Here is a 12,207-nt window from a genome sequence, read left to right on the forward strand (position 1 = left end):
TGGCACGTCCGGTACACCCGCCGCTCCCGCCGCCCCCGGCATGCCCGGCACGCCCGGTGGGCTCCCGGTTCTCGCCGAGATCGTGCGGTCCGGCTTCGTCGAGGGCCGCCACCGCGGCAGCCTGGTCGTGCTCGCCGCCGACGGGACGGTCGAGCTGGCGCTCGGCGACGTGACGGCGCCGGTCTTCCCCCGCTCGTCGAACAAGCCCATGCAGGCCGCGGGCGTCCTGCGCGCGGGCCTGGATCTGGCCGGGGAGCGCCTCGCCCTCGCCGCCGCGAGCCACTCCGGGGAGATCTTCCACCGCGACCTGGTGCAGAAGATGCTCGTCGAGCACGGACTGATCACCGAGCAGCTCCAGTGCCCGCCGGACCTGCCGCTGGACCCCGTCGAGGCCGAGGCCTACCTGGCCTCCGGTGCCGTCCGCGACCGGGTCACCATGAACTGCTCCGGCAAGCACACGGCGATGCTCGCGGTGTGCGCGCTGCGCGGATGGCCCACCGAGTCGTACCTCGATCCCGGGCACCCCCTCCAGCAGCTGATCCACTCCGTGGTCGAGGAGGCCGCCGGGGAGCGGGTCGCCGCGGTCGGCACGGACGGCTGCGGGGCGCCCCTGATGGCCATCACCCTCACCGGCCTCGCCCGCGCCTTCCGCTCCTTCGTCCTCGCGGCCCCCGGCTCCGCCGAACGCCGCGTCGCCGACGCCATGCGCACCCACCCCGAGTACGTGGCCGGCACCCGGCGCCCCGACACCTGGCTGATGCGCGAGGTCCCGGGCGCTCTCTCCAAGATGGGCGCCGAGGCCGTCCAGGCGGTCGCCCTCCCCGACGGCCGTGCCCTCGCCTTCAAGATCGACGACGGCGGGGGCCGGGCACTGGGCCCCGTCCTGGCCCGCGCGCTGGGACTGCTGGGCGTGGAAGCGCCGGTGGTGACCAGGATCGGCAGCGCACCTCTGCTGGGCGGCGGGCGCGAGGTGGGGGAGATCCGGGCGGCGTTCTGAGAAGGACGTCGTGGGCCGGAGTGTCCCGCGTCAGGGGCGCGGGGACTGGCGGGACCGGCCCCCACCGGCCCGCGGTGGGGCAACGCTCCCGCGGTGGGGGAACGCCGTCGCGGTGGGGGGAACGCCCCGGGGGAACGCCCTCGCGGTGAGGGGAACGCCCCGGGGGAACGCCCTCGCGGTGAGGGGAACGCCCCGGGGGAACGCCCCCGCGGTGGAAGAACGTCCGTGGCATGGTCCCCGTGCGGAAGGGGCGGGACGGTCTGGAGGGCGTCAGGAGGGGAGGCGCGGAAATCCCCGCGACACCCCGTCGGCGTACACCTAGCGTGGCCCCATGACCCCGCACGACGCCATCGACACGATCGATGTACGACCCATCACCACCCCCGACATCCCCGACTGGCTGCGCGCGCTGAAAACGGGGTTCCTGCGGGCGCCGACCGTGTCGGAGCAGGAGGCCGAGGCGCGGGCGCCGGGGCTCCTCCTGCCGAGGACGCTGGGCGCGTTCGACGGCGACCGCTGTGTCGCGACCTTCAGGTCGTTCCCGCAGGAGCTCACCGTGGTCGGCGGAGCCGCCGTCCCCGCGGACGCGATCTCCAACGTGACCGTCTCGCCCACGCACCGCCGCCGGGGCCTCCTGACCCGCATGATGGCGGCCGACCTGGCGGCGGCGAAGGAGCGGGGCGATGTCGTCGCGACGCTCATCGCCGCCGAGTACCCGATCTACGGCCGCTACGGCTTCGGCCCCGTCACCACCAGCGCCGAGTGGACCGTCGACGTACCGCGCACCGGTCTGGACCCCCGCTGGGCGGGGCCGGACGACGGCGGCCGTATCGACCTGGAGGACGCCGAGGACGTCCGCAAGATGGGTCCCGACCTGCACGAACGCTTCCGGCGCGGCCGGCCCGGCGCGGTCAGCCGCGACGACCGCTGGTGGCAGGTCGACACCGGCCTGCTGAATCTCGGCGGCGACCCCTGGAAGGAACCGTTCTACGCCGCGTACCGATCGGCGTCCGGCGAGGTCGAGGGCCTGGTCGCCTACGAGTCGGACGACAACTGGGGTGACACCAACCAGCCCCAGAACACGGCCGAGGTGCGCTGGCTGCTCGCGGTGACACCGGCGGCCGAGCGCGCCTTGTGGCGGTACCTCTGCTCGATCGACTGGATCGCCCGGGTCAAGACCGGCCGACGCGCCCCCGACGACCTGCTGCCGCACTTCCTGCCGGACCCGCGCGCCGCCCGCATCACCACCCAGTCGGACTGGCTCTGGGTGCGGATCCTGGACGTCGTACGGGCTCTGGAGGCACGGACGTACGGGGCTGCCGGGACGCTCGTGCTGGAGGTGCTGGACGGGAGCGGGCCGGCCGGCGGCCGCTATCGGCTCCAGGCCGCCCCGGACGGTACGGCGACCTGCTCACCTACCGCCGAGGAGGCCCAACTGACCCTGTCCGTGGCGGACTTGGCGACGTTGTGGCTCGGTGACGAGTCCGCGGTACGGCTGGTGGCGCTGGGCCGGGTCCGGGAACGGCAAGAGGGCGCCGCCTCCGTTGCCGACGCCCTGCTGCGGACGTCCAGGCGACCGTGGTGCCCGGACATCTTCTGAACTGCTGCTGCCGGTCGGGTGGTTCTCCTTCCACGCGGGTGCCGAGTTCTGATCCGTAGCGATTCAGTTGTGGTGGTGCGGGTTGGTGCGGTGGTGCGGACCGACCGGGCTCCCGGCTCCCCTCCGGAGGGGAGCCCGGTCGGCCGGACTGGCGGACGGTGGCGTCCGGTCAGCCGGACTGGGCGAGCAGCATCACGAGGATCACGGCCCCGATGCCGCTGATCATGGTGTTCCTGGCCTTGAGCCCGACGGACAGCGCGACGAACGCGATGATGCCCATCGGCCCGTACTCCCACTGGATGAGTTGCTCGAATCCGATGGCAAGGGCGGCGACGGCGAGGGCGACGAGCGGCATGACGGTCCCTCCTTCGGGACGGGGAGGCGGACCCCCGCTGAGGACCGTCCGCCGACCACCTGCCGTGCAGGCGGGGCTTCGGCGGCCAACCCTCCGGAAGCTTGACCATGTTGTGCAAGTTGGCGACCAACTCACTCTTAGTTATCTCCGTGTTGGGGCGACTAATAACCACCTATCCTGCAACTGCCCAAAGATGGCGGGAAGTTGTAGGGTTCTGGTTGTGGAGCCGGAGCATGCCGCCGTCAACGGGCGGAACAGGTCACCACGGCCGCCGAGGTCACACCGCGAGGTGGCCGACGAGCTGCGCAGCCGGATCAGGTCCGGTCAGCTGCGGGCCGGCCAGCGCATGCCGACCCAGGCCAAGCTGGCCGACGAGTTCGGCGTCGAGCGCGGCGCGGTGCGCCAGGCGCTGCGCATCCTGCAGTCGGAGCACCTGCTCGTCAACATGTCCAAGGGGAGCCCGGCGACGGTCGCGGACCATCCGGAAGGGGCTCTGACCGGGCCCGGAGCCGAACCCCTGCCCACGACGGTGGCACTCGGCCCGCGCATAGCGGCCGCCTTCGCCGCTCCTCGTGTGGCGATAGACGCCCTCTGTCTCACGTCGGTCTCGCTGACCCTCGCCATGAGCGAGCCCCTGCGGCAGATTCACGCCGGGCGAATAAAACCGGCCAGGGTTGATGTCCGGGTGCTGCTTCCGAGCGGTGACATCGATCTCGCCTTCCCGGCGCCGGTCGACGCGGGCTCCGACGGCCGGCTCCAGCGCGGCTGGCTGGCCAACCGCAACGCCCAGGGGCAGGTGCTGCGGCACAACCTGCTGGCGCTGCGGGCCACGCACGGCATCGACGTGAACATCACCTTCCGCGCGCTGCCCTTCACTCCGCCGGTGAAGTTGTACCTGCTCAACGAGGCGGAGGCGCTCTTCGCGTACTACACGCTCACGCGGCGGGGCGAGGAGATCGACCACGAATACCTGGAGATGTACGACGCCGAGGGAACGCAGTCGATGCTGTTTCCCTTCGGCCAGGGGGCGGGACTGCGGGACACCACGTTCGTGGAGCAGTCCCACCTCTGGTTCAACGCGCTGTGGGAGACCATCAGTTCGGAACTGCAGCTCACGAACTGATGGCCGGCCCGGCGACCATGAGAGCCAGTACGACGGCCCCGACGGAGCTGCACGTGGGGCTCTTCGCCTTGATCCCGATGGTGAGCAGCAGCAGTCCGACGATGCCCGCCGGTCCGTACTGCCATTGAACGAGTTGCTCGAAGCCGATGACGAAGACGGCGGAGAGGAGGGCGAGGGCGGGCATGGTGGTTCCTCCTGCTTCTTCAGTGACGTGCTCGGGGCGGTAGATGCCGCAGATGGTCGAGAGGAGGCAAAAGTTCCGCCATCTTGGCCAAGTTGGCAACCAACTATGCTTATGTTGTCCCCACTTGGCGGCCGTCCATAAACAACTTTCAAACAACTCCCCGTAGATGGGGGAGAGTTGTACCGTTTGGTCGTGACTCAGGAGAACGTTGTGGTGAGTGACAGCGGCAGAAGGCTTTCGCCCCAGCAGGTCGCCGACGTCCTGCGGGAGCGCATCCGCTCCGGCGAGCTGAAGGCGGGCGACCGCCTGCCCACCCAGGCTGAGCTGGCCGACGAGTTCGGTGTCGAGCGCGGTGCCGTCCGGATGGCACTGCGCGCGCTCCAGGAGGACGGCCTTCTCAGCAACGTCAGCAAGGGCAGTCCGCCGCGGATCGCCGACACCGCTCCCACCCGGGACGGGCCGCAGCCGACGATGGTGGGCCTCGCTCCCCGTCTCGCCGAGGCGTTCTCCGTGCCCCATGTGCGGATCGACGCGGCCTGTCTCACCGCGGAGACGTTGATGGTGGCGCTCGGTGAGCCGGTCCGCCAGATCCACGACGGCAGGATCCGCCCGGAGCGCATCGACGTCCGGATCCTGCTGCCCAGCCGGGAGATCAACCTGGCGTTCCCGATCTCCGTCGACGGCCGCGGCGACGACGACCCGGTCCACCGGCGCTGGCTGGAGCAGCGCAACGCCCAGGGGCAGGTCCTGCGCCACAATCTCCGGTCCCTGCGCTCGTCCCACGGCATCGACGTCCGCGTGACCTTCCGGGCACTCCCCTTCACGCCGCCGGTGAAGCTCTATCTGCTCAACCAGACGGAGGCGCTGATCGCGTACTACATGGTCGCCAAGCGCGAGGAGACCGTGGACAGCGGACTCCTGGAGATGTACGACACCCTCGGCTCCGAGTCCCTCCTCTTCTCCTTCGAGAAGGGAACGAGCGGGCGGGACGCCGCGTTCGTCGACGAATCCCAGAAGTGGTTCGACGCTCTGTGGGAAACCATCACCACGGACCTGAAACTCAGCTGACGCACGTCGCGCACCACGCTCGGTGGCCACGACGGCGCCCGGAGACCGCTTGTGAACCAGGAGAACGTGGCAGTGAACGGCAGCCGGAAGACCACACCGCAGGAGATCGCCGACACCCTTCGGGAGCGCATAAACGAGGGCCGCCTCAAGGCGGGCGACCGGCTCTCGACCCAGGCCGAACTCGCGGACGAGTTCCGGGTCGAGAGGGGCGCCGTCCGGCTGGCCCTGCAGATCCTCAAGGACGCGGGACTGCTCGACAACGTCTCCAAGGGGAGCCCGCCGCGTGTGGCCGAGCTGCCGCCGGACGAGCCTCAGCGGCCCAGGGCGACCGTCCTGAGCCTCAACGACCATCTGGTCCAGGCGTTCTCGTCCCCCGACGTGACGATCGACGCGGTCTGCTTCACGGCGGAGACGCTGATGCTGGGGCTGAACCACATGCGGGGCGTCATCGAACAGGGCACGGTCTGCCCCGAGTCGATCACCATGCGCTGTCTGCTGCCGGGGCCCCAGGTCGAACTGGCCTTTCCCGTCCCGGTGCCCAGGCCGGACCGTACGGCCGCCGCACAGCGGGAACTGACGACGACCGTCCAGCGGAAGCTGAGGAGCCAGATCCAGAACCAGAAGACGGTCATGGAGCGGACGTTCTACGCCTGGCGCGAGGTCAGGCGCATCCGCGCGACCGTCTCCTTCGGCTGGCTCCCGACCACGCCGATGCAGAAGTGGTACGTGCTGAACGGCGAACAGGTGCTGCTCGGCGACTACGTGACGGCCAAGTACCCGCCCAGCGACGACCCCGACGGGTACGAGATCGAGGTCTACGACGTGCGCGGATTCAACACGCCCCTGTTCGCGTTCCGGATCGAGGACGGTCCGCGGGACGCCGCGCTCGTCGAGGAGAAGCAGAAAACGTTCAACGCCGTCTGGGCAACGTACGCGGACTGGCCGACACTCGCTTAGTGACTGCTGAGACTGGACAGACCGATTTGGTGACAAGTGAGATCGAGAATGTTCGGGAACTGGTCGCACAGACACGGTATGTCCTCTTCGATTTCGACGGCCCGATCTGCCAGCTGTTCGCCGGCCACTCGGCGGAGGTCATCGCCCGGGCTCAGGTGAAGTGGTTGAAGGAGCGGGGCCTGTACGCGGTGCTCACCGAGGACGAGCGCATCCGTCCGGACCCGCACGGCGTGCTGAGTACGGTGGCCCGACGGCATCCCGGCAGCGATCTGGTGGCGGAGCTCGAAGAACGCCTCACGCAGGAGGAGTTGAAGGCCGTCCGGAACGCGATGCCGACGGCCTACGCGGATCCGCTGATCCGCACCTGGGTGGCGGTCGGGGCGAGGCTGGCCATAGCGACCAACAACTCGGCCCGGACGGTGACGTCGTACCTGAGCGGACGGGGTCTCATGCCCTGCTTCGCTCCGTACATATACGGCCGTACCCAGGACCTGAGCCTGCTCAAGCCGCATCCGGCGACCTTGAAGCGCGCCTTGAACGCGATGGGCGCGTCGCCGGAGGCCTCGCTGATGATCGGCGACACTCCCTCGGACCACGCGGCGGCGGCCCGGGCCGGGGTGCCCTTCCTCGGCTACGCCCGCAATCCCGCCAAGGCGAGGGTGCTGTTGGCCGCCGGGGTGCCGCAGCGGAGCATCATGAACTCGCTCGAGCCGTTGCTGCATGCCGTGCGTGCTCATTCCTGAGCCGTCCGGTCCCTAGGCCTGAACCGTCAGCATGATCAGCACCAGTGCGCCCGCGTAGGCCAGTGTCGTGTTGACCGCCCTCAGTCCAATTGTCAGCAGAAGGAAGCCCAAAAGGCCGAGTACGCCGAAGGCCCCCTGGAGCTCCTGCTCGATGCCTATGAGCGTGATGCCTACGCCGATCTCCACCCACTCCGACTCTTTCATGGTCCCCCCAGACGAGCGTCAACCTGTCGACCAATTGGACTGGTTGCTCTAGGTTGACTGTTCCCGGTTGGGTTGATCCGTTAACCACCAGTCCAATAGGTGGGGATTCTTGACGGGAAGTGGTGTCATCGGTGCGGGAAGGCGGTAGGTTCAGCCTGTGACTGCATCAGATCCCGAGACCGGTCCGGAAGGCGATGAGAGCGGCGGCCGGCCGTTCCAGCGTGTGGAGACCGCCCTGCGGCTGCGGTTGGCGGACGGGACGTACCGCAAGGGCGACATGCTGCCGTCGCAGCGGACCCTCGCGCGCGACCTCAGGGTCTCGCGGGACACCGTCCAGAACGTGCTGAAGGCGCTGGCCGAGGAAGGGTGGATCACCTCCAGGCAGGGCAGCGGCAGCAGGGTGCTGAAGGTTCCGTCGGCGGCCACGCCCCAAGGGCGGCCGCAGCTCTACAACTTCATGCACGACGCGTTCTGGCAGGCCGAGGTGTCCCTGGACGTCTCCGCGCTGACGGGCGAGTCGTTCGTCGGCCTCTTCGACCTGCAAGTAGGGCGTGTGGAGGCCGAGGAGATCACTCCGCGCCGGGTGCGCGTGCGGATGATGCTGCCCTCGGAGGACACGGACCTGCTCTATCCGCGTGCCTGGGATCCGAAGGACGGCCGGGTCCACCGGCGCTGGCGGAACAGGGCGCGGATGAACGTCGCCGACATGAACGACTTCTGCGAGCGGCTCAAGGCCAAGGGGGTCGACGCCGGCCTGGAGGTCCACAGGGTCCCGTGGACCCCGCAGTTCAAGCTCTACATCGTCAACGACGCCCACGCGCTCGTTGGCTTCTACTCCCCGGTCAGGGGGCCGATCAGGCTCGAGGACGGGATGAGCATCGTCGACGCCGTGGACGTCAAGGGCGTGGGGGCGACCCTCCATCACCATCCGCGGCCCCAGGAGGAGAACGCCCGCCAGGGCTCGTACTTCGCCGACTGCCGGGACTGGTTCGACTCCAACTGGGACCGGCTCGTCAAGCAGCCGAAGTCTGGCCGAAACGAAGCTGGTTAGGGCGTCGTTCGTCGGGTTCTGGCAGGGAGGTGTCCACATAGTGACACGCTGTGATGAGGATCACGCCACCCGCTACCCTGTGCGCTCATGGCGCATCACCTGCCCCCTGGAGCACACCGCGCGCTCGTGCGCGCGCTTGCGGAGGTGCAGCGACGCCGTCCCGGCGGTGCCACCGTCACCGGTCACCACAACCGCAATCGCATCGCGCCGCTGGGCCGGCCGCTGGCCTATTTGCTGGGTGCGGATTCCGGACAGGTGCGGGCCAAGTTCCGCATGCCGTTCGAGACGGTGGAGGTCGTGCCGCGCCACTGGCGGCGCGAAGCGGATGTGCTGCGGGTGGTGAGCGCACGGCTCGGTGAAGTCCCGCGCTGCCTGGCGGACTTCGGCACGTGGTCCGTGCACCTGTATCTCGAGGGCAGGGCACTGGCGGATGTGATCCCGAAGGGGCCGATCGGGGACGCGAACCTCGAAGCGCTGGCGGGCTTCTTCGCCCGTCTGGCCCATGTGCCGTGCGAGACCCTCCCGGACCCCCCGGGCGACTGGCCGGCCGACGGCGACAGCGCCGGCTTCCTGCGCCGACTGGCCCGGTTCACCGAGCAGCGGGTGCACCTGCCGAACCGGCCGCGCTTCGGGCGGCTCTTCGAGGCGGTCGGAGTACCCCGTGACGCCATGGACCGGTTCCTGCGGTCGGTACCGGACCTCACCCGACGCCCGTTCACCCTGCTCCACACGGATGTCCACCGGGCCAACGTGGTGCTGACGCAGGTGGGGGACGAGGAACGGGTCGCCGTCATCGACTGGGAACTCGCGCTGTACGGGGACCCGCTGCACGACCTGGCGACGCACCTCGTGCGGATGGACTACGAGGAGCCGGAGCGGGAGCGCATGACCGGCCTGTGGGCCGCCGCGATGCGGAAGGCGGGCCGCCCGGAGATGACAGCCGGACTGGACCGCGACCTGGGCCTCTACCTGGACTTCGAGCACGCCCAGTCGGTGTACCCCGACATCATGCGCGCGGCCCTCGCCCTGCCGGCCCGGCCGCAGGACGCCCACTTCGAGGCGGCCGCCGACGGGGTGTGCCGCGCGCTGCGGCGCGCCTGGCGGCCACTCGACCTCGAAGGCGAACCGCTGGACGAGCGCGCCGCCGCACAGGCGTTGCGGCGGTGGCACACCGAGGACCGGGCCAAGGGCGCACCCGGAAAGCGCCGCCGGGACGAACCGCGGGACTCCGGACGCGGCGGCGGGCGGCCGCCTGCCGGGGAGGCGGACGAGTCCGCCGGGCCGCGGCAGTTCTCCCGTGGGCGCGGTGCCGCGCGGATGGCGTTCCGCAGACCGGCGGACGGAGCGGCGCGCCTTGACGCGCGCGAGTCGCCGGAACGGCCGGAACTGCCGGAACTGCTGGGGGGTCGGGAACGACATGGCTGTTGACGTCGACGAGATCGAGGACGTACGCGCCTTGCTCGCGACCGCGCGCGGGGTTCTCTTCGACTTCGACGGCCCCGTGTGCCGGCTCTTTCCCGACGACTCGTCGCTGCCCGTCGCGGACGAACTCAGGGAACTCGTGGCCCGTGAGGGCGCCCGGGGCCTGCTGACGGCGGGGGAGGCGAGGGACAAGGACCCGCACGCCGTCCTCCGGGCCGTGCACCGGGGCCGCCGCGGGCACGAGGGCCTGGTCGGGGTGCTCGAGGAGCGGGTCAGTGTCCGAGAGCTGGACGCGGCCAGGAGGGCGATGCCCACCCCGGACGCGGCACAGCTCATCCGGACGCTGTCCGGAAGGGGACTCCGGCTCGCCGTGGTCACCAACAACTCGTCCCGGGCCGCCTCCTACTACCTCGAATCGCACGGGCTGCGGGGCTGCTTCGACGTGGTCCACGGCCGGACCCGCGACGTCCATCTGATGAAGCCGCACCCCGATGTCGTCATCCGGGCCCTGCGCAGCCTGGGGCTGCGCCCCGAGGACGCGGTGATGATCGGGGACTCCCCGGCGGACGTGGGGGCGGCGGCGCGGGCCGGGGTGCGCTTCATCGGTTACGGGCGCAACGCCCGCAAGGAATCCGGATTGCGCGATGCCGGCGCCACGGTCGTGCTCAGCTCGTATGCTCTTCTCCTTGATGAGGCGTGAGAACGCGGCACCTGACACGACTGGACGCGCCCGCCGGCGCGCTGCGGAAGTCGCCGGGGCGCAGCCCCTGCACGGGCCTCTGGCGGGCTACCACCACGAGACGTACGCCTTCCCGCTTCCCCAGGGTGTGGACAGGGGGGACGGGCCGAGCCGGTGGAAGCTCAGGGAACCGAGAGCGAACGTGATCTGGTTCGACCGGCGGGCATTCGTGGGGGAAGAGGAACTGCTCGCCGCGCTGGCGGGCCGGGTCCGGGGGATCCCGGACGTCACCCACGTCGGATCCGTGGCACTCCAGCGGTACATCGAGGGGGAGACCCTGGGCTCGCGATTCCGGCAGGGGACGGGGATACCGCCCGCCATGGTCGCCCAGCTCATCGCGCTGGCGGGGGAACTGGCCTCGATACCGCCGGACTCGCTCTGCGTGCGGCGGCACTGCCTCGCGGAGGGGCGGATCGCGGACGGTGACAGCCACGGCTTCATCGATCGCCTGGTGCTGTTCGCCGAGGAGCACGTGTACGGGCGCAACGAGCACAGGTTCGGGACGCTGTTCGGGGATCTCGGCATCGACGGGAACGCGTTCCGGCGGCTGCGGGAGCGACTCGGCGGGATCTCCGAGCGTCCGTTCCGGCTGCTCCACGGGGATCTGCACCGCGAGAACCTGATCATCGATCCCCAGGACAGGCTGTGGGCCATCGACTGGGAGCTGGCCGTCTTCGGCGATCCGCTGTACGACCTCGCCACTCACCTGTATCTGATGGGCTACCCTCCGCGCCAGGCCCGGCGGGTGGCCGAACGGTGGACGACGGCGGTGGAGGGCGTGGCGGCCGGCGCCTCCCGCTGCTGGCGGTCGGACCTGCCCCGCATCATCGCGTTCAAGCGTGCGCAGTCCGTCTTCACGGATGCCATCAGGGCCGCGCTCAGCCTGGCGGACGGCGCCGCGCTGCGGGTGACGGTGCCGCGGCTGCGCAGGGTGCTGAAGGCGGGCGCCGAGCCGCTCGGCCTGGCGGCGGTGCCGACGCCGTGGGAGACGGCGGTGGCGTTGACGCGATGGCGGCGGAGCTACGCTTCACGACCATGAGCAGCGGCACCGCGGGACTGCGTGAACGCAAGAAGCGACGGATGTACCAGGCCGTCTCCGACACCGCCATCGGCCTCTTCCTCGAGAAGGGGTTCGACGCCGTGTCCGTCGCCGAGGTCGCGGCCGCCGCCGAGATCTCCAAGCCGACGCTCTTCCGGTACTTCCCGTCCAAGGAGGACCTGGTCCTGCACCGGTTCGCGGACCACGAGACGGAGGCCGCGCGGGTCGTCGAGGAAGGGCGGGCGGCCGGGAGGTCCGCGATCGACGCGCTCCGCGAGCACTTCCTGGACGGGCTGCGGCGCGACGATCCCGTCACCGGGCTCAACGAACATCCCGCCGTCCTCGCGTTCCAGCGGCTGCTGTACGGGACGCCGTCGCTGGTGGCCCGGCTGTACGGGTACCTGGAGCGGTCCGAGGCCGCGCTCGCCGAGGCCCTCGCCGAGCCGCTGGGCGACCCGCTCGACGCACGGCTCGCCGCCGGACAGATCACCGCCGTGCGCCGCATTCTCGCCGAGGAGAACGTGCGGCGGATCATGGAGGGGGAGCGCGCGGCGGACGTGCGTCGCGACGCCGTGGCGGCGGCCGAGCGGGCCTTCGCGCAGCTGGCGGCGGGGTTTCCGGGGCTTGCCTGAGGGGCTTGCCTGAGGGGGTGGGCGAGACGGGTGTCCGCGACCCCGACCTGATCTGCCCGGGTAAATAATGTTACTCGGTAACGTTATTCCGCT

General features: G+C 70.4%; 14 protein-coding genes. 11 read left to right on the top strand and 3 right to left on the bottom strand.

Annotated features, from left to right (window positions below):
* Positions 1–40 precede the first annotated feature (40 nt).
* Both OOK38_RS14920 and OOK38_RS14925 read left to right on the top strand, forming a co-directional pair.
* On the top strand, positions 41–997 hold the full coding sequence (locus OOK38_RS14920; RefSeq protein ID WP_266765748.1) for an asparaginase: 957 nt from the start codon (positions 41–43) through the stop codon (positions 995–997).
* A 331-nt stretch (positions 998–1,328) separates the two neighbouring features.
* Positions 1,329–2,597 (top strand): GNAT family N-acetyltransferase, encoded by a 1,269-nt coding sequence (locus OOK38_RS14925; RefSeq protein WP_266760159.1) that lies wholly within the window; start codon positions 1,329–1,331, stop codon positions 2,595–2,597.
* Between the two features lie 169 nt (positions 2,598–2,766).
* On the opposite strand, the gene OOK38_RS14930 is transcribed toward OOK38_RS14925, so the two are convergent.
* Positions 2,767–2,952: a hypothetical protein gene (locus OOK38_RS14930; RefSeq protein WP_266760158.1), complete on the bottom strand. Its 186-nt coding sequence runs from the start codon at positions 2,950–2,952 to the stop codon at positions 2,767–2,769.
* Between the two features lie 214 nt (positions 2,953–3,166).
* On the opposite strand from OOK38_RS14930, the gene OOK38_RS14935 reads away from it, so the two are divergent.
* Positions 3,167–4,075, top strand: a complete 909-nt coding sequence (locus tag OOK38_RS14935; RefSeq protein ID WP_266765747.1) for a GntR family transcriptional regulator — start codon at positions 3,167–3,169, stop codon at positions 4,073–4,075.
* On the opposite strand, the gene OOK38_RS14940 is transcribed toward OOK38_RS14935, so the two are convergent.
* The gene (locus OOK38_RS14940) at positions 4,065–4,259 is read right to left on the bottom strand and encodes a hypothetical protein (protein ID WP_266760157.1); all 195 of its coding nucleotides are present in this window, start codon (positions 4,257–4,259) and stop codon (positions 4,065–4,067) included. The genes OOK38_RS14935 and OOK38_RS14940 overlap by 11 nt on opposite strands.
* Before the next feature lie 186 nt (positions 4,260–4,445).
* Here OOK38_RS14940 and OOK38_RS14945 point away from each other — a divergent pair, with 186 nt between their 5' ends.
* From OOK38_RS14945 to OOK38_RS14955, 3 genes are all read left to right on the top strand, one after another.
* Positions 4,446–5,327, top strand: a complete 882-nt coding sequence (locus OOK38_RS14945) for a winged helix-turn-helix domain-containing protein (protein ID WP_266760156.1) — start codon at positions 4,446–4,448, stop codon at positions 5,325–5,327.
* Between the two features lie 72 nt (positions 5,328–5,399).
* Positions 5,400–6,284 (top strand): FadR/GntR family transcriptional regulator, encoded by an 885-nt coding sequence (locus OOK38_RS14950; protein ID WP_266760155.1) that lies wholly within the window; start codon positions 5,400–5,402, stop codon positions 6,282–6,284.
* Entirely contained in the window at positions 6,284–7,027 is a 744-nt protein-coding gene (locus tag OOK38_RS14955; RefSeq protein WP_266760154.1) for an HAD family hydrolase, read from the top strand. The genes OOK38_RS14950 and OOK38_RS14955 overlap by 1 nt, the downstream gene beginning before the upstream one ends.
* A gap of 12 nt (positions 7,028–7,039) precedes the next feature.
* On the opposite strand, the gene OOK38_RS14960 is transcribed toward OOK38_RS14955, so the two are convergent.
* The gene (locus tag OOK38_RS14960; protein ID WP_266760153.1) at positions 7,040–7,231 is read right to left on the bottom strand and encodes a hypothetical protein; all 192 of its coding nucleotides are present in this window, start codon (positions 7,229–7,231) and stop codon (positions 7,040–7,042) included.
* 157 nt (positions 7,232–7,388) lie between these two features.
* Here OOK38_RS14960 and OOK38_RS14965 point away from each other — a divergent pair, with 157 nt between their 5' ends.
* From OOK38_RS14965 to OOK38_RS14985, 5 genes are all read left to right on the top strand, one after another.
* Entirely contained in the window at positions 7,389–8,282 is an 894-nt protein-coding gene (locus tag OOK38_RS14965) for a winged helix-turn-helix domain-containing protein (RefSeq protein ID WP_266760152.1), read from the top strand.
* Positions 8,283–8,369: 87 nt separating this feature from the next.
* Complete coding sequence (locus OOK38_RS14970) at positions 8,370–9,710, top strand: phosphotransferase family protein (protein ID WP_266760151.1); 1,341 nt, start codon at positions 8,370–8,372, stop codon at positions 9,708–9,710.
* Complete coding sequence (locus OOK38_RS14975; protein ID WP_266760149.1) at positions 9,700–10,404, top strand: HAD family hydrolase; 705 nt, start codon at positions 9,700–9,702, stop codon at positions 10,402–10,404. The genes OOK38_RS14970 and OOK38_RS14975 overlap by 11 nt, the downstream gene beginning before the upstream one ends.
* A gap of 181 nt (positions 10,405–10,585) precedes the next feature.
* Entirely contained in the window at positions 10,586–11,482 is an 897-nt protein-coding gene (locus OOK38_RS14980) for a phosphotransferase (protein WP_266760147.1), read from the top strand.
* Complete coding sequence (locus OOK38_RS14985; protein WP_266760146.1) at positions 11,479–12,114, top strand: TetR/AcrR family transcriptional regulator; 636 nt, start codon at positions 11,479–11,481, stop codon at positions 12,112–12,114. The genes OOK38_RS14980 and OOK38_RS14985 overlap by 4 nt, the downstream gene beginning before the upstream one ends.
* The last annotated feature ends 93 nt before the right edge of the window (positions 12,115–12,207 follow it).

This window comes from Streptomyces sp. NBC_00568 (assembly GCF_026341855.1).
Lineage (GTDB): Bacteria > Actinomycetota > Actinomycetes > Streptomycetales > Streptomycetaceae > Streptomyces.

Coding starts and splice junctions, on each gene's coding strand:
- OOK38_RS14940 (WP_266760157.1), bottom strand. CDS start 4,259: ATGCCCGCCCTCGCCCTCCTCTCCGCCGTCTTCGTCATCGGCTTCGAG.
- OOK38_RS14975 (WP_266760149.1), top strand. CDS start 9,700: ATGGCTGTTGACGTCGACGAGATCGAGGACGTACGCGCCTTGCTCGCG.
- OOK38_RS14925 (WP_266760159.1), top strand. CDS start 1,329: ATGACCCCGCACGACGCCATCGACACGATCGATGTACGACCCATCACC.
- OOK38_RS14930 (WP_266760158.1), bottom strand. CDS start 2,952: ATGCCGCTCGTCGCCCTCGCCGTCGCCGCCCTTGCCATCGGATTCGAG.
- OOK38_RS14985 (WP_266760146.1), top strand. CDS start 11,479: ATGAGCAGCGGCACCGCGGGACTGCGTGAACGCAAGAAGCGACGGATG.
- OOK38_RS14920 (WP_266765748.1), top strand. CDS start 41: ATGCCCGGCACGCCCGGTGGGCTCCCGGTTCTCGCCGAGATCGTGCGG.
- OOK38_RS14960 (WP_266760153.1), bottom strand. CDS start 7,231: ATGAAAGAGTCGGAGTGGGTGGAGATCGGCGTAGGCATCACGCTCATA.
- OOK38_RS14970 (WP_266760151.1), top strand. CDS start 8,370: ATGGCGCATCACCTGCCCCCTGGAGCACACCGCGCGCTCGTGCGCGCG.